The following is an 18,027-nucleotide window of genomic DNA, read 5'->3' as shown; positions in this document are numbered from 1 at the left end:
ATGCGAAAGTCTTATCGAATAAAAAAAGAATTAGAGTTCCAAAAGGTTTTTGAAACTCATAACTCATTTGCAAATCGAAAGTTTGTTGTTTACTTCATGGATAAGCCAAAGCAACCACATTTTCGAGTTGGAATTTCAGTTGGGAAAAAAGTCGGAAATGCTGTTATGCGTAATTACGTAAAACGACGCATTCGACAGAGTCTTTTGGAATACAAACCAGATTTAAGGTCAGATGTTGATTTCTTAGTGATTGCAAGACCCCAAGTTTCAGGGTTACCAATGACTGAAATCAAGCAACAGTTAGGTCATGTATTGCGGTTGGCAGGCTTGTTGAATGATAATCGAAGCGAGGACAAATAGTGTGAAACATTTAAAGAGAAACATTACTTTGGTTAGTTTGGCCGGATTGGCCCTAATCTTAACGGCGTGTGGTACGTCACCAATTACGAGTCACAGTAAGGGATTTTGGGATGGGATGGTTGTTTATAATTTCTCCCGGTTCATTATTTACTTGTCAAAATTGTTTGATAATAATTATGGTTGGGGAATTATCGTCTTTACTATTATTATTCGGATCATCATTTTACCATTGATGATATATCAGACTAGAACGTCAATGAAAACTGCTGAATTGCAGCCTAAGGTGCAGGCACTTCAAAAGAAGTATTCATCAAAGGATACCGAAACACAGCAAAAGTTACGTGAAGAACAACAAAAGCTATATGCTGAAGCAGGTGTAAACCCGGTTGCTGGATGCTTACCATTAGTTATTCAGTTACCAGTGCTGTACGCGTTGTATGCGGCAGTTAGCCGAACACAGGTACTGAAGGCTGGCTCATTTTTATGGTTGCATCTTGGTGACAAAGATCCATTCTTTGTTCTTCCGATTTTGGCAGCGTTATTTACGTTAATTAGTACCTGGCTTTCAATGAAGTCACAACCCACTAATAACGGTATGACAACGGCAATGACGTTTGGTATGCCGGTTATCATTTTCATTACGGCGCTGAACGTGCCATCAGCCGTTTCCCTATATTGGGTTACAACAAACTTATTCCAAGTGGGTCAAACATTAGTAATTCAAAATCCCTTTAAGATTAATCGAGAACGAGAGGCTAAGATACAAGCTGAACGTGATCGAAAAAAAGCAATTGAAAAAGCAAAGCGTAAGGCTACCAAGAGTAAGAGAAAGTAGCTTTACCTTCAATTAAGTTCAATATAAATACTGTCAAGAATAAATCGTTGACTTTTATTGAAGAACCTTTTAGTATGTTGTGGTAAATAAACGAATATAGATAAAGTAGTGAAAGTGCTTTGTCCACCCGAATTATTTTTTGGGTGGAGTGGCGCTTTTTTTATTGAATTGAAAGGAAGTACTGTTATGCAAAATGTTGCAACGGAATTTGATACTATTGCAGCGATCTCCACTCCTCCTGGGGAGGGTGGAATTTCAATTATCCGAATAAGCGGTTCAAAGGCAATTGACGCCGCCTCAAAATTATATCGTGGGAAGGATCTACGAAAGGTTGCCGGAAACACTATTAATTATGGTCACGTTTATGATCCTGATTCTGACGAAGAGGTTGATGAGGTAATGGTGTCCGTTATGAGAGCTCCTAGAACGTATACCAAGGAAAACATAATTGAAATTAACTGTCATGGCGGTATTGTTGCCACAAACCGAATTTTACAGTTGATATTGGGACTTGGAGTTAGACTAGCAAAACCAGGCGAATTTACAGAGAGAGCTTTTCTAAACGGCAGAATTGACTTGTCCCAGGCCGAGGCTGTTATGGATTTAATTCGTGCTAAAACTGACCAGTCGATGAAAGTTGCATTAAATCAATTAGATGGGAATTTATCGCATTTAATTGCCAATTTAAGGCAAGATATTCTAGACGTGTTAGCTCAAGTTGAGGTTAATATTGATTATCCAGAATATGATGATGTCGAAACCATGACAACTAAATTGTTAAAAGAAAAAGCTGTTGAAGTTAAAAGTGAAGTTCAGCAATTACTTAAAACGGCTAAACAGGGTAAGGTTTTGCGTGACGGCTTAGCTACAGCCATTGTTGGACATCCTAATGTTGGAAAATCTAGTATTTTAAACCTTCTACTACATGAAGATAAGGCTATTGTAACTGATGTTGCTGGAACGACCCGTGATGTAATAGAGGAATATGTGAATGTTCAAGGCGTCCCTCTTAAATTAGTTGATACAGCGGGGATTCACGAAACAAATGATAAAGTTGAAAAAATTGGTGTTGAACGAAGTCAAAAAGCATTAGAAGTCGCCGATTTGGTGATTTTGGTTCTTGACAGTAGCGTAGAATTACGTGACGAAGATCGAAAATTACTAAAGCAAACATCGGGAATGAAAAGAATTGTTGTTTTAAATAAATCGGATTTAACTTCAAAAATTGATCAAAATGAACTTCAAAGTTATGTTGATTCGACTGAGATTGTACATTCGTCGGCGGTTAATCCATTGGGGACAAAGGATCTAGAGGAACGAATTGCTAAGCTGTTTTTTGCAGGTAGCATTGAGAATTCTGGAAATAATATCATGGTCACTAATGCGCGTCATATAGGACTATTGAAACAGTCAGAAGAAGCTCTAAATTCTGTTTTATCAGGAATTGAAATGGGAATGCCAGTCGACTTACTACAGATTGATATGACCAGAGCGTGGGATCTATTAGGAGAAATTACCGGTGATAGCTATCAAGATGAACTGTTAGATCAATTATTTAGTCAGTTTTGTTTAGGAAAATAAAGGTTGGAGAAAATTATGACAGAGATTAAGCAATATGAGGGTAAAAGTTATGATGTAATCGTTGTCGGTGCAGGACATGCTGGTTCCGAAGCGGCTTTAGCAGCTGCGAGAATGGGTAACAAGACTCTTTTAATGACGATTAATCTTGATATGGTCGCATTTATGCCATGTAACCCGTCAATCGGGGGACCAGCTAAGGGAATAGTAGTCCGCGAGATTGATGCTCTTGGTGGAGAAATGGGACGTAATATTGATAAGACTTATGTTCAGATGCGTATGTTAAATACGGGAAAAGGCCCAGCAGTTAGAGCGTTACGTGCGCAGGCTGATAAGCATGCTTATCACGACGAGATGAAAAAGACAATTGAAGAAGAACCTAATTTAACTTTGCGACAGGGTGTTGTTGATGATTTAATCGTTGAAGATGGTATTTGTAAAGGTGTCATCACAAATACAGGAGCGCGGTACCAAGCTAAGAGTGTGGTATTAACATTGGGAACAGCTGCGAGAGGAAAGATTATTATTGGTGAACTTCAATATTCATCTGGTCCCAATAATTCGCAGTCCGCTCTTGAGCTAACGAAGAACTTAACTGAAAAATATAATTTTGATCTTGAACGTTTTAAGACAGGTACACCTCCTCGGGTTGATGGAGGTACAATTAATTACTCAGAAACTGAAGAGCAACCAGGTGACGAAAAGCCAAATCATTTCAGCTTTTCAACCCCAGACGATCAATATATTGATGTTAAGAATCAGTTGTCATGCTGGTTAACATATACAAATAAAAAAACGCACGAAATTATTCGTGAAAATTTAGATCGTGCTCCAATGTTTTCTGGAATGATCGAAGGCGTAGGACCACGTTATTGCCCTTCAATTGAAGATAAAATTGTTCGCTTCGCTGACAAAGATCGCCATCAGCTGTTCCTTGAACCAGAAGGTCGAAAGACAGAGGAATGGTATGTTCAAGGACTATCAACTTCTATGCCAGAGGAAGTACAACAACAAATTTTGCACTCAATTAAAGGATTAGAAAATGTCGAAATGATGCGTCCAGGTTATGCAATTGAATATGATGTTGTTGCCCCATATCAATTGAAACCAACTTTAGAAACTAAGTTAATTAAAAATTTATATACTGCTGGTCAAACTAATGGTACTTCTGGATATGAGGAAGCAGCCGGGCAAGGATTAATTGCTGGTATAAATGCTGGTCGTCGTGCATTAGGTTTAGAACCATTTACTTTAAAACGAAGTGATGCATATATCGGAGTTATGATTGATGATTTAGTTACTAAGGGTACAAAGGAGCCATATCGTTTGTTGACAAGTCGTGCAGAATACCGTTTGATTTTGCGTCATGATAACGCAGATTTACGCCTAACTGAGATGGGACATGATTTGGGATTGGTAAGCAACGATGATTATCAGGCATTTTTAAATAAGAAGGCTGACATTGAAGCTGAACTTCAGCGCTTGGAATCGATTAGAATTAAACCCAGTCAAGTTCAGGAGTTTTTGGAAGACAAAGGATCATCTGGGTTAAAAGATGGCGTGTTGGCTGCTGAATTTTTGCGCAGACCAGAAGTATCATACGAAGATCTGTTGAAGTTCATTGAGTCTCCCGAAAAGCCATTGGACCGACGGGTTGTTGAGCAAGTTGAAATTGAAGTTAAATATGCTGGGTATATTAAAAAGGCCCAAGACCGGGTTGACCGTTTGAAGAAAATGGAAGCCAAGGTGATTCCTGATCGAATTGATTTTGAAGCAATTAACGGCCTTGCAACAGAGGGACGTCAGAAACTCGAAAAAATTAGACCAGAAACAATTGCGCAAGCCTCAAGAATTAGTGGTGTCACACCGGCTGATATTGCAATATTGTCAGTTTATATTCAACAGGGAAGAATTGCTAAAGTTTAGATAAACATGAAAAAATTAAGAGACTGCTACAAATATTGCTTTGTAGCAGTCTCTTTTTACTTAAGCTCCAACACTATTTGGGGTACTAAATCACCAAAAACGACGGGTAAAGCGATAACTGCTCATCAGTAACGCGCCAGAAAGTCCTAAACATTCATGATGCCAGTAGTGTAGGTACTAAACTTTATGGTAAGTGTCGAGCAAATATCAGTTCATCCGTACTAACATCAAATATTCGAGTTAACTGAACCAGCTTATCTAAGTCAGGTATTGCAGACTATTTTGAAACGGCTTGACGAGAAATGTACAATTGATTTGCAAGTTCTTCTGTAGAGAATTTATTTTTCTCACTGTTAACCTGTCTTCTACAATGTTAATTCTAAAGTGGATTACTTTTAGAAAGCTAGCACTTTGATTATATTGAGTGCAGCCGATAGTGACAACATATTAAATAATGATTGAAACGAAGTAAAATATGAATTTACCGAGACAAAACTTGAAAAGTAAGAGGCATACAGGATGAATAAAGGTCGTTTAGAAGCATACACGGATGCAATTATCGCGATCATCGTTACCATTCTAGTATTGGAGTTGCCTCGACCAAACTCGTATACTTTTTTGTCTTTGTTCGCGAAATGGCAAAGTATCGCAGTTTATATTTTAACGTTCGTTATTATTATGGAGGTTTGGCTAAATCATCATAATTTATTTCAAAAAGTAAAGGTAATAACTACATCAATTTATTGGGCAAACAGTATTTGGTTGTTAAGCATGTCATTAATTCCGTTTGCGGCCTCATGGGCAGCAAGGTATCCTAATCATTGGCAACCGGAATTCTTTGAAACGTTTTTATTTTTACTTTGGTCTATTACGTTCAACTTATTAGAGCTTTTGGTTTCGAAGCATAATTCAAATATTGAATTAGGAACAGTAACTTACCGAGTAATTTTATTTTCAACATTAACTATTTTGTTACTATCCACGTTATTTATCCCAATCATAGGAATCTTAGGGAATGCAATATTAATTGGATTAGGAATGTCATTTAGAGATTTTAGAAAAATTCATTTTTAAGATGTAAGGTAGATTGTGTTAAATTATAAATTAAGTGTATATGGAAAGAAGAGTAATGGTGAAGAATAAAATTGTAAAAGGAGTTATAGCATGCACTATTGCTGGTGTTGCGTTTGGGGCACAGTGGCCAGTTGCAGGTAGTGCATTGAAGTTAATTGATCCATATTATTTTACGCTCTTACGGTATGGAATTGTTGCAGTTATTTTAGCGATGATTTTATTGATTTCAGAGGGTAAAAAAGGTTTTAAGGTTGAGAAAAAACAGCTATTACCTATTTTTTTCATGGGAACTTTGGCGTTTTGTGTATTTAATTTTTTCGTGTTTGCCGGACAACAAATGGCTGGAACAAGTGGAACAATTTTAGCCTCACTGTTGATGACTTTGGTTCCAATGATATCAGTACTGGTTCTATGGGTAATTACCAAAGAACGTCCACGTAGCTACACCCTTATACTTGCGGTGATTTCATTGGTAGGAGTGCTACTAGTTATAACAAAAGGAAGTTTACAGGTTATTAGACAAGACTCGCATATGCTCCTTCCTATGCTTTTAATGATTATTAGTGTTTTAGCCTGGGTATTTTACACGATTGGAGAGTCACAATTTGCTATGTGGTCTCCCTTAAAATATACAACGATTAGCTGCCTATTTGGAAATATAGCATCAATCATCGTAATTATAATTATGACAGGGGTAGGCATGGTTAAGGTACCTACACTGCAAACAATTGTAGATATTAAATTTCAGCTTGGGTACATGAGTTTAATTGCTGGAGTTTTAGGTGTTTTAATGTGGAACATCGGTAACACATTGTTGACACCACAAAATGGTTCTCTTTTCATGAATCTGGCGCCAATCGTAACGCTAATTGTCGAGGTTGCACAAGGATATCATTTGTCAGGTGTAGAGCTCGCAGGAGCCATTATTACAGTATTTGCAATTATTATGAACAATGTTCTTAATAGAGTGGTTCAGGCACATGAATGGAGTCCACAAAAAGATACTAAAATATAGAATTGTTCCACGTGAAACTTGATTGGTTCGGGTATTTCTTTAATCAGATTAGTTCGATATATTGGTAATGTTTAAATATTATGAAAATTTTATTTCATTTTCTAGCTTTTAAGGACATTCGAAACGGTTTAGGATAGAATATCTGTTAGTGCAAATACATAAATGAGGGAAAGATAATGAAAACTGTAAGAAATATATTAAGCTGGGTTATCCCGATTGTGGTAGGACTATTAATAGCGTTATTAGTTAGATCATACCTTTTTCAAATTGTTAGAGTTGATGGAACCTCTATGCAACCTAATTTGGAGAATAACGAGAGGGTTGTTGTGTGGAAGCCTGCAACAATCAAGCGAATGAGTGTTATCGTATTTGATGCTCATGGCGAGTATCCAGCTGCAACTCAGCCAGTTGACTATGTAAAACGGGTGATCGGTTTGCCAGGAGATACAATTAAATATCATGATGGCAACTTATATGTAAATGATAAAAAGGTTCCTCAGAGCTTTATTAACGAGGAACAACGAACAAAGGGGACTGGTAATTGGACCCTAGAATCAATTGCTAAGAAGTATAATTGGGGTAATGATCCACAGAAGGTACCTGCTAATTCATACTTTGTATTAGGTGATCATCGTAGTGTTTCCAATGACAGCCGTTACTGGGGATTTGTCCATAAAGATAAGATTATGGGAGTGGTTAAGGTGCCATTTTGGGATAATAATAAGGCCAAAAATAATGTTAATGACTTAGCACAGGATAACTAGTAAGAGATCAGAATAGCGTGAAAAAATGCGAGATATAAGTGGAATTATTTTACTTATTTCTCGTATTTTTCTATTCCAAGTAGAACTGAAATTTATTTACTATCTATTAAACATGACTTAAAATTAACTTAATTCATTATTGTGAGGAGGAAACGCCATGGGATTAGAAATTGATAGTGATTTGATCAACGCGTTACAACTTGATTTAGAGAACCATAAAGAAGTGGACGTATTAAGACGTGCAGTTACAAAGAATGGTGTTAATGCAGTTAGTGAGAATAATGAAGTATTATCAAAGTTAAATCGTACTTTTTCAGTTGAAGTTGAAACGGGGAAGGTAACAAACCAGCTTCATAGTGGCAGGTGCTGGATGTTTTCGCTATTAAACACTTTGCGACACACTTTTGCTAAGAAGTATAACGTGAAAGATTTTGAACTTTCGCAATCGTATATTTATTTTTGGGACAAGATTGAACGTGCCAACATCTTTTATGATCGAATAATTAAACTCGCAAATCAAAATCCATTAGAACGTGAACTTCAATTATACTTAAGTATGCCCGGAGAAGATGGCGGTCAATGGGCAATGGCAGCAGCTTTAGTTCAAAAATATGGTGTTGTACCAATTTCGGTGATGCCAGAAACTTTCAATACTAAAGATACTACAGGATTTGCAGATGCTTTGAATTTAAAGCTTAGAAGAGATGCAATTCAGTTACGTGAATTAAAAAATGATGGTGCAACTGATGATGAACTTCAAAATAAGCGGGATGAATTATTGAAGGAAGTATACCGAATGACTTCTATAGCGGTTGGGGAACCACCTGTTAAGTTTGATTTAGAATACCGAGATGATGATAAAGAATATCATGTTGATCGTGGATTAACTCCGCAGGAATTCTATCAAAAATATATTGGAACTGATTTAGATGATTATGTTGTTCTCACTAATTCTCCCGATAAACCCTATAACAAATTGTACAGTTTACCTTCACAAGACAACGTGATTGGAGGGAAACCAATTACATTTTTAAATGTTGACATGGAATATTTAAAAAAGGCAGCTATTCAACAACTCAAAGATGGAGAAACAGTTTGGTTTGGTAATGATGTGCTGAAGCAAATGAGTCGTACCGAAGGAATTTTAGATAGTGAACTTTTCAAAAAAGATGAGCTTTTCGGAGTTGATTTAAGTATGAGCAAAGCGGAACGTTTTAAGTTTGGTGAAGCGGAAGTTTCGCACGCTATGACATTAACTGGGGTTGATTTGATTGATGATCGACCTACTAAATGGAAAGTAGAAAATAGTTGGGGTGACAAAAACGGCAAGGATGGTTATTTTGCAATGGGTGATAACTGGTTTGAAGACTTTGTCTATGAGGTAGTTGTTCATCGCCAATATTTAACTGAAGAACAATTGAAGGTAAATGATGGGGTGCCAGAGCCCTTGTCGGCATGGGATCCATTACGTTAGGAGAAGACATTATGAAAGATCCGAACTGTGTTTTTTGTCAAAAGACAGAAGAAGATTATGTCGCGGAAAACAATTTAGCTTGTGCATTTCCAGATCTATTTCCGGTTAGTGAAGGGCACACTTTAATAACGCCTAAAAATCATATTAAGCAAATTTGGGAATTATCAAAAGAGGAACGTAAAGCTGTTTTTGATTTAGTTGAAGAGACAAAAGTGGTTTTAGACGAAAAGTATCATCCCGATGGTTATAACATTGCTGTTAATTCTGGAGCCGCAGCGGGACAGAGTGTCTTTCATTGTCATGTTCATTTGATACCGAGATATTGGGATTCAGATGTAAAAAGAAAGCCGGTTCCAGGTCAATTCATGGTACCGCACGAACGACCACAATTTAAGGGAATGGATTAATTTATGGTAGAAGTTCAAAGAACGACGTTAAAAGACTTTAACAAAGTAACTTTCATTGGTAAAAAGTATGATCACAGTGATCGAAATGAGTTTGGAAGTTTTGCACCAATTTGGGAGGAATGGAATCGAAACAATTGGTTTGAATTAATTGAAGAAGATAATGAGCTTGCAGATGATGCAGCCATTGGATTGATTATTTTAAAGTCAGATGTTTTTGAATACTGGATTGGCCAATTTTTTATTCCAGGAGCAATTGCACCTTATGGTTTCGAAGAAGTATCATTTGTAGCGGATAAAGTTGGTTATGCTGAAATTAGTGGCAATCCTCAAAATGGTGAATTATACGGTGATATCCCTCTAATGATGAGTTGGAATGCTATTAAGCAGTGTGAGCAACTTGACAATTATCAGTGGAACAAGGAAGAAAGTTTTGAACGCTATGATTTTGATAGATTTTCAACTAGCAAAGAGGCTACAGTGTTAGGGTACGGTTTTTTATTAGAGAAAGTATAAAATTAATTGGAGCCAAGACCAGTTATCGGTTTTGGCCTTTTATTTACAAAAAAAAAGCCATCGCAAACGATGACTACAAGTAATAAGTAACTGGTCATATGACCTCATTCACCTTATGGGGGGAGTAAATGAAAAAGTTATTTATATGATTATGATATGAATAAAATGTGAATAATTTGTGAAGATAACTTTGCCAAATTGTTACATTCCAACAAAAAAACATTAGAAACAAACAAAAAGCACAAATAGCCGGCATATTTTATAATTGTTCTTATGTTGGTAGTGTCAAATTATCATTCTTAAAGTATGATAGTTGATATACGGAGGAGAGAGCGATGAATTGGGTTAAGTTTATTTTTGAAATGATATTAATTATTAATATCATTGGAGCGTCTATCACTGTTTTTAGGCAACGAAGAGATATTGCTGCAACGTGGGCATGGCTTCTAGTATTATATTTTTTGCCAATTGTGGGTTTTATTGCTTATGCTTTTGTGGGAAGAAAGTTACCTGAAAATAAACTATTCCCCCTGAAACAAAAGACAAGGCTTGAATTAAATCAAATCATTGCTCAGCAATCTAAGGAATTATATGATGAACGAACTTCTTCGGATATCATTGCTGAAGGTGCGGAGGGAATGGTTCGCTTTTTTGGTAATGCGGATCATGCTTTTTTGACTCGAAGAAATGAAGTTGAAATTATTACTGATGGTAATGAATTATTTACAAATATGTTTGAATCAATAAAACGGGCTAAACACCATGTTCATATTGAATTTTACACAATTTATAATGATTCAATCGGAAATGAGCTGATTAAGTTACTTGAACAGAAGGCATCAGAAGGCATTGAAGTTAAAGTTATCTGGGATTCGTGGGGGTCCTTGGGGACTAGGCGAAGTTTTTTCAATCGTTTAATTGAATTAGGTGGACAAGCATACCCTTTCTTGGGAACTAGATCCGCCTTAACTGACTTTCGCTTGAACTTCAGAGATCACCGGAAAATCGTGGTGATTGATGGTAAGGTCGGTTATGTTGGTGGATTTAATGTTGGTGATCAGTACCTAGGAAGAAAGAAAAAATTTGGAAATTGGCGGGACACACATATTAGAATTAAAGGCCCTGGAGTTTATGGGTTACAATCGCGGTTTGTTTTAGATTGGAATGCAACAAGTAAAGTTGATCAAATTGATGAAATATTTGAACCAGGTTCAAAGTATTTTCCTTTCATTGAAGGTAAAGGTAATACTAGTCTGCAGGTAGTAAGCAGTGGTCCAGATTCAGATGTCCAAAAGATTAAAATGGGATATTTAAAAATGATTAATGCTGCTAAGAGATCAATTTGGATTCAAAGCCCATATCTTATCCCTGATGATAGTGTTTTGGATGCTTTAAGAATTGCCGCAGCATCCGGAGTGGATGTGCGAATAATGGTACCCCATATGCCAGATCATGCATTTGTTTATCGTGCTACTCAATATTATGCATGGCAATGTGCTAAATGGGGTATTAAAGTATATTACTACAACAACGGATTTCTCCATGCTAAAACCATGGTAGTTGATGGTAAAATATCTTCAGTCGGTTCAGCTAATATGGATTTCCGAAGCTTCAAACTTAACTTTGAAGTTAATTCATTTATGTATGATGCCAATATTGCTCATCGATTGGAAAAAATTTACCGACGTGACATTTTAGAGTCTACTTTACAAACAGCTGAAATGTTTGAAAAGCAATCAAGTTGGCTGAAATTCAAACAAATTTTTTCGAGATTATTATCACCCATTTTATAATTTAGTTGACTAATTATTTTTTGCATGATATTGTTATGAACAATTAATTAAAGCATTTTAACTTTCACACTAAGTAGCAAATTATTTGGGAGTCAGGAAGTCGGTGGTTGCTGCGAACCGATCAGGATAATTTAGTGAAATACCGTGGAATAGTTTCTAATGAACGGATAATAACTAGAGCCGTTACCATCTAGTGAGTGAGGATTTTTGCGTTATTTGGATAGTCCTAAGCTGGGTGGTACCACGGTCTAAATGTCGTCCCTGTTGTATTTTATATACAGCAGGGATTTTTTTATGGAAAGAAGTTGGAGACTATGAAAACGTCAAACGGCGGAAAAGCACGATATCAAATTAAGTTAGCTAGAGCAAAAAATTAACTTAATTTGAGGTGGGAAGTATGCGTAAAAAAGTAAGTTTATTAGAAGCAAGTATTGTATTGATTGTAATGTTAATCGTGATGGGTTTAGGAGTTATTCACTTTGGAATTTCTCCTCAAACACCAGTTATGTTAGTGATGGGGATTATTACTATTTGGGCACGAATGCGTGGGTTTCAGTGGGAAGATATCAATAAAGGAATTAAGGATGGAATTGAAACTGGAATTATTCCAATTTTTATATTTATTCTAGTTGGTGCATTAATTAGTACTTGGATTGCAGCAGGTATCATTCCTTCTTTAATGGTAGTTGGCTTTAAATTAATTAGTGTACAGTGGTTTGTTCCATCGGTATTTATTGTGTGTGCACTTGTTGGGACCTCCGTTGGATCCGCATTCACAGTTATGTCAACAGTTGGTATCGCGTTTTTTGGAATGGGAATGACAATGAATATTAATCCTGCTCTTGTAGCTGGTGCAATTATTTCTGGAGCAATATTTGGAGACAAGTGTTCACCACTCTCAGAATCAACAAACCTTGCATCTGCAGTAGTTGACGCGGATTTGTTTGATCATATAAAGAATTTAATGTGGTCAACAATTCCGGCGTTTGTTGTCTCTCTTATCCTATTTGGTTTCTTTGGTCACAACGAGGCGGTAACTGCTAATTTAGGAAAAATAAACCAAACCGTGGATATACTTGAACATCAATTTAATGTATCATTTTGGGCGATCATTCCAATCTTATTAATGTTTGTCTGTGCGTGGCGCAGAATTCCAGCTATTCCAACTTTATTTTTTAATATTGGTGTTTCAGTAGTTATGATATTTATAGAGCATCCTAGTACTTCTATTAAGCAGATTGCTGGTGTTATCGAAACTGGATTTGTGTCAAAAACAGGTAATCAAAATGTTGATTTACTGTTGAGCCGTGGTGGGATTGCAAGTATGATGGGGACCGTGTCCTTGATAGTACTAACACTGTCTTTGGGTGGCCTTTTGGTACATTTAGGATTAATTGATACGGTGATGGAGCCCTTGGCTAAACGATTAAATAGTGACGGTAAACTAATTACAGCTGTAGTTTTAAGTGCAATTGGGGTTAACATTTTTATAGGGGAACAATTTTTATCAGTAATTTTACCAGGGAAAGCATTTAAGAAAACATTTGCTGAAGCTGGGCTGGCCAACGTAGCGTTAAGTAGGGCTTTGGAAGATGGTGGAACGGTTATTAATTACTTAGTTCCATGGGGTGTAGCTGGTGTTTTTGCTGCTAATACATTCCATGTTCCAACTTTGCATTTCTTGCCATTTGTTTTCTTTAGTTTACTATCACCCATTTTTTCAATTATCAGTGGATTTACTGGCTGGGGGATAAAACACGTGAAGCCGGAATCATAGTTTTTGAATTTCATTCATTTAAGTTTTACAATCCTCTTTGTGGTTTAAATAAAACAGAAGCAGCTGGATATTAGATTAGGATGCTTCTCAGATGGCTAGCTGGAGAAAAATAATTGGTATGACTGAGATAATGACGGAAAGAACTATTCTAAGACCAATACAAGAGACTGATACAGTTGATCTAAATCAAATTATGAAGAATTCTGAGGCGATGAGGTATCTACGCTATAGTATCCCTAAAACACTTGAAGATACAAAAGAGTTTATTAAGCAAAATTTTATTGATAACTCAATGGCATTTGGTATCGAAAATAAGGATGGTGGTAGGCTGATCGGTTTTTTTGAATTTCATAATGCTGAAGAAATTGAGGATGAGGCAACTATTACGTATATACTTGACTCTGATTTTTGGGGATATGGAATTATGACAGAAGTTGGAAAGAAGTTAATCGGTTATGCGTTTGACCATTTCGGTTTTACACGAATTGTTGGACATTATGAATTTGATAAAAATCCACGTTCAGGTCGTGCAATGAAAAAGATGGGAATGATTGCAGATTCAGAGGTTATGAACCATGAGCATGATGGGCTGAAGTTCAGAGTTGGTTCGTTTTCTGTAACGGATGAGCAGCTTAGGAAAGAAAAATAAAATACTAAAAAGTAGGAAATAAGATGTTTGATGATATCGTTTAATATTAAGTCATCTTCTTATTTCCTACTTTTTGTTATATGTCTTTATATGATGTTATTTGTTGTTAAAAACTTTATCAGATGATCAGCAGCTATAACAGATCCTCGAGCATCAGGATGTGTTCCATCAGTTGAGGTTATGTTCCAGTTTTTAGTTTCGACGACCTTTATTTGTTTATCATTAACAGGTAAGGTTCGAAAAACGTCTGCAAAGGTTTGGTTAAAAGGAACCATTATTACTATTGGGATAGAGTCAAATTTGGTTTTTAGTTCCGAAATGAAATTGGATAGGTAGAATTCAAAAACGTCTTGATCAAATTTTGAATCATTAGTTCCCAGATTAATAATAAGTACGTCGGGTTTGATAGTGGGCGCCGATGTGTTTATATCAATAAAGTTTAAGAATCTTGGTGCAGCTGGAACACCACCCGTTCCGAAACGAATAATGCCTGTTGCGCTATACGCGATTCTATAATCGATAGCATTTAGACGTTGTGCAGTTAGGGAGGCATAGTTAATGTCAGCTCCATAACCAATTGAAGGTAGCGCTGAACTTCTTAACCAGCAACCTGCCGTAATAGAGTCGCCAATAAAAGCGATTGTTTTACCAGAAGGTTTAATAGGCTGCATCACTCCATTACTATTGATTTTTGTAATAGCTAAGCCCTGTTGTGCCTGCCAAACCTCATCTTTATCAGTATTTCTGGCAAAAAAGATACGAACAACATGTTTTTCTTCAGGTGTAATTTTAAAATCGAAAGTATTTTTAGATAGTTGAATCGATTTTAATTGATCATCGATATATACATTTAGTGTTTGGGGGATGAAGGTTTTAGGTAGAGTTCTTTGAACTTCAATTGTAAAAGCAGAAGCGGAATGAAGTTCAAAAATAATTTGGGCCCCGAGATTGGTGGTATACATGGCCGATTTTTGGCCAATACTTTTTTCGACCCAGCGTCCCATAAAATAGGCATTAATAAGATTAGAGTTAGATGCGGTTACTACGTAGCGCGAATCCATAAAAGAACCCCCTATCCAGGATTGTACATGCAGTCAATTTCATGATCATTGACGAGACCAATAGCTTGCATGAATGAGTATACTATAACTGGACCAACAAATTTGAAACCACGTTTTTTGAGGTCATTGGATATTTTTTCAGAAAGTGGTGTTTTAGCATGAATCTCCTCGGGAATTCGAATATGATCATTGATTTGACGATTATTCACGAAAGACCAAATATATTTATCAAAACTACCAAATTCATTCTGAACTTCAATGAATGATTTGGAATTTGATACAGTGGCCATTAATTTACCACGATGACGGATGATTCGTTCATCACCCATTAGTTTTTCAATATCATCTGATGTCATGGCAGAAACTCGTTCAACATCGTAGTTATAAAAATCTTCCCGAAAAGCGGCCCTTTTTTCAATGATTGTGTTCCAACTTAATCCAGCCTGGTATCCTTCCAAACAAAGCATTTCAAAAATATACTGATCTGCATGACTAACTTGACACCATTCTTTAGCATGATACTCCTGCATTAATGGACTGGTGTTTTGTGCCCATGTGCAAATAAAATTTTGCCTTAACATAATGACTTCCCCTTGTTCAATTTAAAGTTATTCTAATCATATCAAAAAAGCAGTTTTGTAGTATAACAAAACTGCTAAAATATGGATTCATATTGATACTTATAGTTCGTGGTTATAACCATTGAACAAGAAATTTAGTATGACAGCAGAAATACTGGCGATAACGATACCGTTAGTACATAACATCCTAATAACTTGTGGTAACGTATGGAATAGCTGAGGGTAAACCGTTGATCCAAGCCCCATTCCAATTGAAATTGTGGCAATTAGAATATTTTTGTTCTGATTAAAATCAACTTGTTGAAGAACACGAACACCTTGTACGCCAACAATACCAAACATAACTAGCATGGCTCCACCAAGTACACTGGAGGGAATAACCGTTGCAAGTGCACCGACTTTTGGTAATAAACCTAGAAAAATTAAGAAACCTGCAGCATAGTATATTGGCTTACGGCTTTTTACACCTGATAATTGTAAAACACCAACATTTTCAGAGAAAGTAGAATATGGGAATGTGTTAAAGATCCCACCAAGAATAGCGGCAATACCTTCAGAACGGTAACCACGTTTTAAATCGTCTTGTGAGATGCTCTTGCCTACTAAATCACCAAGGGCAAAAAAGACACCAGTTGATTCAATCATGGTAGTTAATGTAACCATGATCATTGTTAGGATAGCGGACCAATGAAAAGTAGGAACACCGAAGTAAAAAGGTTGTGGAATTCGGAACCAGCTGGCTTCGGAGACTGGTGTAAGTGACACTAAACCTAATAGACTAGCGATGATTGTTCCAGCAAGAATACCGATTAAAATTGCAATAGAATGAATAAATCCACGTCCCCACACGTTAACGGCCACAATGATAGCAACTGTTGAAAATGCAACGATAAGTGCTTTGGGATCTCCAAAATTTTTAGAGGCGAGGTTGCCACCACCCATATTTTCAAATGCAACAGGTACAAGTGTGAATCCAATAATGGCAATGATAGATCCAGTAACTACAGGAGGAAAAAGTCCACGAATTTTAGCGAAAAGGCTACTAATCAAAAGCACAAAGATACCAGAGGAGATAATAGCACCGTACATAGAGGCAATTCCCAAAGTACCACCAATTTGTTGAAGGTGCTGGACGGCTTGAATAGCACAACCAAGTACGACAGGCAAACCGACACCTGTTAGTGGAGTTCTTTTAACTTGAAGCAAGGTTGCAATACCACACATGAATATATCGACAGAAACTAGATAGGTCATTTGCATGGCTGTAAAATGTAAATATGCTCCAATTAGTAATGGAACAATCACATCACCTGAGTACATAGCGAGGAGATGCTGGAAACCAAGAATGGCGGCCTTACCATGTGTTAATTTAGGCTCAACTGAGATTGGGGAATCAGAACGGTTAGTACTTTCCATAATTACCTCCTGTTCACCAAATATAGATGTGCAAAAAAGACCCTCGTCAAAAACGAAAGGCCTACTATAGTGTCGATTAAAAGAATCCTATAGTCCAACGTTTACGGCGTTGGGTAGATACTCGTCAACCACATTTTGACATTATATAGGCGAAAATATTTGAATGTGTTGCAAATTTTAGCATAATTATAGTAATAAAACAAATTTACTTTTAAAATGATGTTAAACAAGTAGATGTCTTATAATGATTAAAAGAAAAGGGTAGATAAAATGCGTATTTTAGAATTAGGGAACAGTAGAGAAATTGAAAATAAAATTTTTGGAGATGGGAAAAAGGTGACGACTGCTAAATTATTAGATCCGACATTTAATTTAAGTGAGTTTAATGGCTCTTACGACGTAATTGTAACGGACATTATGAAATCGGGAATGGATGATTTTGGAAATCGTCTGGCAGATTCAATCCAGTCTGGGGATATAAGTACTAAAAAAATTGTAGTTATTTCAACAGCTGGAATTGATCAAGAAATCACACCAAAATGGATTGGTACAAGCGAAAAAGAAAGAGGAGAGCTATTATTAGAGTCAAGGTATTTTAATAAATTAATTGATGAGTTAGAGATCCCATACGTCATCTTAAGGCCGGTTAAAATTGTGGATGGGAACAACAGTGAAATTAAATTAAGTTCAGAAGGGACAAAAATGAAAACACAAACGATCGGTAGAAATGGGTTGCTGGAAGTGATTAACCAAGCAATTTTTGAAAATAAATTCGATAATACTTCAATTGGTATATCTAACTAG

17 protein-coding genes and 1 riboswitch are annotated in these 18,027 nt (G+C 36.4%); of the genes, 14 read left to right on the top strand and 3 right to left on the bottom strand.

Annotated features, from left to right (window positions below; genetic code table 11):
* The 13 genes from rnpA (at position 1) to PECL_RS08865 (ending at position 14,165) form a co-directional block, all read left to right on the top strand.
* Positions 1-360 carry a ribonuclease P protein component gene (gene rnpA / locus PECL_RS08925; RefSeq protein WP_014216272.1) on the top strand — a complete coding sequence of 120 codons (360 nt, stop codon included), beginning with the start codon at positions 1-3 and terminating at the stop codon, positions 358-360.
* A gap of 1 nt (position 361) precedes the next feature.
* Positions 362-1,195: a membrane protein insertase YidC gene (yidC, locus tag PECL_RS08920; protein WP_014216271.1), complete on the top strand. Its 834-nt coding sequence runs from the start codon at positions 362-364 to the stop codon at positions 1,193-1,195.
* A 186-nt stretch (positions 1,196-1,381) separates the two neighbouring features.
* A complete protein-coding gene (gene mnmE / locus PECL_RS08915; protein WP_014216270.1) occupies positions 1,382-2,776 on the top strand; it encodes a tRNA uridine-5-carboxymethylaminomethyl(34) synthesis GTPase MnmE in 1,395 nt (464 codons plus the stop codon).
* Between the two features lie 15 nt (positions 2,777-2,791).
* Entirely contained in the window at positions 2,792-4,699 is a 1,908-nt protein-coding gene (gene mnmG / locus PECL_RS08910; RefSeq protein ID WP_014216269.1) for a tRNA uridine-5-carboxymethylaminomethyl(34) synthesis enzyme MnmG, read from the top strand.
* A 519-nt stretch (positions 4,700-5,218) separates the two neighbouring features.
* Positions 5,219-5,773, top strand: coding sequence for a TMEM175 family protein (locus tag PECL_RS08905; RefSeq protein ID WP_014216268.1), 555 nt, complete (start codon positions 5,219-5,221; stop codon positions 5,771-5,773).
* Between the two features lie 55 nt (positions 5,774-5,828).
* Positions 5,829-6,788 (top strand): DMT family transporter, encoded by a 960-nt coding sequence (locus tag PECL_RS08900; RefSeq protein WP_014216267.1) that lies wholly within the window; start codon positions 5,829-5,831, stop codon positions 6,786-6,788.
* Between the two features lie 176 nt (positions 6,789-6,964).
* Positions 6,965-7,552 (top strand): signal peptidase I, encoded by a 588-nt coding sequence (gene lepB, locus PECL_RS08895; protein ID WP_014216266.1) that lies wholly within the window; start codon positions 6,965-6,967, stop codon positions 7,550-7,552.
* Positions 7,553-7,709: 157 nt separating this feature from the next.
* Entirely contained in the window at positions 7,710-9,026 is a 1,317-nt protein-coding gene (locus PECL_RS08890; RefSeq protein ID WP_014216265.1) for a C1 family peptidase, read from the top strand.
* An 11-nt stretch (positions 9,027-9,037) separates the two neighbouring features.
* A complete protein-coding gene (locus PECL_RS08885) occupies positions 9,038-9,433 on the top strand; it encodes an HIT family protein (protein WP_014216264.1) in 396 nt (131 codons plus the stop codon).
* Positions 9,434-9,436: 3 nt separating this feature from the next.
* A complete protein-coding gene (locus tag PECL_RS08880) occupies positions 9,437-9,946 on the top strand; it encodes a hypothetical protein (RefSeq protein ID WP_014216263.1) in 510 nt (169 codons plus the stop codon).
* Positions 9,947-10,281: 335 nt separating this feature from the next.
* Entirely contained in the window at positions 10,282-11,739 is a 1,458-nt protein-coding gene (gene cls, locus PECL_RS08875) for a cardiolipin synthase (protein ID WP_014216262.1), read from the top strand.
* 397 nt (positions 11,740-12,136) lie between these two features.
* Positions 12,137-13,516, top strand: coding sequence for a Na+/H+ antiporter NhaC (gene nhaC, locus PECL_RS08870; RefSeq protein WP_014216261.1), 1,380 nt, complete (start codon positions 12,137-12,139; stop codon positions 13,514-13,516).
* A gap of 91 nt (positions 13,517-13,607) precedes the next feature.
* Positions 13,608-14,165, top strand: coding sequence for a GNAT family N-acetyltransferase (locus PECL_RS08865; protein ID WP_014216260.1), 558 nt, complete (start codon positions 13,608-13,610; stop codon positions 14,163-14,165).
* A gap of 86 nt (positions 14,166-14,251) precedes the next feature.
* On the opposite strand, the gene PECL_RS08860 is transcribed toward PECL_RS08865, so the two are convergent.
* The 3 genes from PECL_RS08860 to PECL_RS08850 form a co-directional block, all read right to left on the bottom strand.
* Positions 14,252-15,226: an SGNH/GDSL hydrolase family protein gene (locus PECL_RS08860; protein WP_014216259.1), complete on the bottom strand. Its 975-nt coding sequence runs from the start codon at positions 15,224-15,226 to the stop codon at positions 14,252-14,254.
* Positions 15,227-15,237: 11 nt separating this feature from the next.
* The gene (locus PECL_RS08855) at positions 15,238-15,807 is read right to left on the bottom strand and encodes a DNA-3-methyladenine glycosylase I (protein ID WP_014216258.1); all 570 of its coding nucleotides are present in this window, start codon (positions 15,805-15,807) and stop codon (positions 15,238-15,240) included.
* Positions 15,808-15,906: 99 nt separating this feature from the next.
* Complete coding sequence (locus PECL_RS08850) at positions 15,907-17,223, bottom strand: nucleobase:cation symporter-2 family protein (protein ID WP_014216257.1); 1,317 nt, start codon at positions 17,221-17,223, stop codon at positions 15,907-15,909.
* A 70-nt stretch (positions 17,224-17,293) separates the two neighbouring features.
* A riboswitch (purine riboswitch) is annotated at positions 17,294-17,392 on the bottom strand.
* Positions 17,393-17,493: 101 nt separating this feature from the next.
* Between PECL_RS08850 and PECL_RS08845 the strand changes: the two genes are divergently transcribed.
* Complete coding sequence (locus PECL_RS08845; RefSeq protein ID WP_014216256.1) at positions 17,494-18,027, top strand: NAD(P)H-binding protein; 534 nt, start codon at positions 17,494-17,496, stop codon at positions 18,025-18,027.

This window comes from Pediococcus claussenii ATCC BAA-344, from assembly GCF_000237995.1.
Lineage (GTDB): Bacteria > Bacillota > Bacilli > Lactobacillales > Lactobacillaceae > Pediococcus > Pediococcus claussenii.
Note: the sequence above shows the minus strand (reverse complement) of the source record. Positions and strands in the feature narration are given on the sequence as shown.

What these genes read in the sequence shown, in the direction of transcription:
- lepB (WP_014216266.1), top strand. Translation starts at nt 6,965, where the DNA reads ATGAAAACTGTAAGAAATATATTAAGCTGGGTTATCCCGATTGTGGTA.
- PECL_RS08880 (WP_014216263.1), top strand. Translation starts at nt 9,437, where the DNA reads ATGGTAGAAGTTCAAAGAACGACGTTAAAAGACTTTAACAAAGTAACT.
- PECL_RS08850 (WP_014216257.1), bottom strand. Translation starts at nt 17,223, where the DNA reads ATGGAAAGTACTAACCGTTCTGATTCCCCAATCTCAGTTGAGCCTAAA.
- PECL_RS08865 (WP_014216260.1), top strand. Translation starts at nt 13,608, where the DNA reads ATGGCTAGCTGGAGAAAAATAATTGGTATGACTGAGATAATGACGGAA.
- nhaC (WP_014216261.1), top strand. Translation starts at nt 12,137, where the DNA reads ATGCGTAAAAAAGTAAGTTTATTAGAAGCAAGTATTGTATTGATTGTA.
- PECL_RS08885 (WP_014216264.1), top strand. Translation starts at nt 9,038, where the DNA reads ATGAAAGATCCGAACTGTGTTTTTTGTCAAAAGACAGAAGAAGATTAT.
- rnpA (WP_014216272.1), top strand. Translation starts at nt 1, where the DNA reads ATGCGAAAGTCTTATCGAATAAAAAAAGAATTAGAGTTCCAAAAGGTT.
- cls (WP_014216262.1), top strand. Translation starts at nt 10,282, where the DNA reads ATGAATTGGGTTAAGTTTATTTTTGAAATGATATTAATTATTAATATC.
- mnmE (WP_014216270.1), top strand. Translation starts at nt 1,382, where the DNA reads ATGCAAAATGTTGCAACGGAATTTGATACTATTGCAGCGATCTCCACT.
- mnmG (WP_014216269.1), top strand. Translation starts at nt 2,792, where the DNA reads ATGACAGAGATTAAGCAATATGAGGGTAAAAGTTATGATGTAATCGTT.
- PECL_RS08900 (WP_014216267.1), top strand. Translation starts at nt 5,829, where the DNA reads ATGGTGAAGAATAAAATTGTAAAAGGAGTTATAGCATGCACTATTGCT.
- PECL_RS08860 (WP_014216259.1), bottom strand. Translation starts at nt 15,226, where the DNA reads ATGGATTCGCGCTACGTAGTAACCGCATCTAACTCTAATCTTATTAAT.
- PECL_RS08890 (WP_014216265.1), top strand. Translation starts at nt 7,710, where the DNA reads ATGGGATTAGAAATTGATAGTGATTTGATCAACGCGTTACAACTTGAT.
- PECL_RS08845 (WP_014216256.1), top strand. Translation starts at nt 17,494, where the DNA reads ATGCGTATTTTAGAATTAGGGAACAGTAGAGAAATTGAAAATAAAATT.
- PECL_RS08855 (WP_014216258.1), bottom strand. Translation starts at nt 15,807, where the DNA reads ATGTTAAGGCAAAATTTTATTTGCACATGGGCACAAAACACCAGTCCA.
- PECL_RS08905 (WP_014216268.1), top strand. Translation starts at nt 5,219, where the DNA reads ATGAATAAAGGTCGTTTAGAAGCATACACGGATGCAATTATCGCGATC.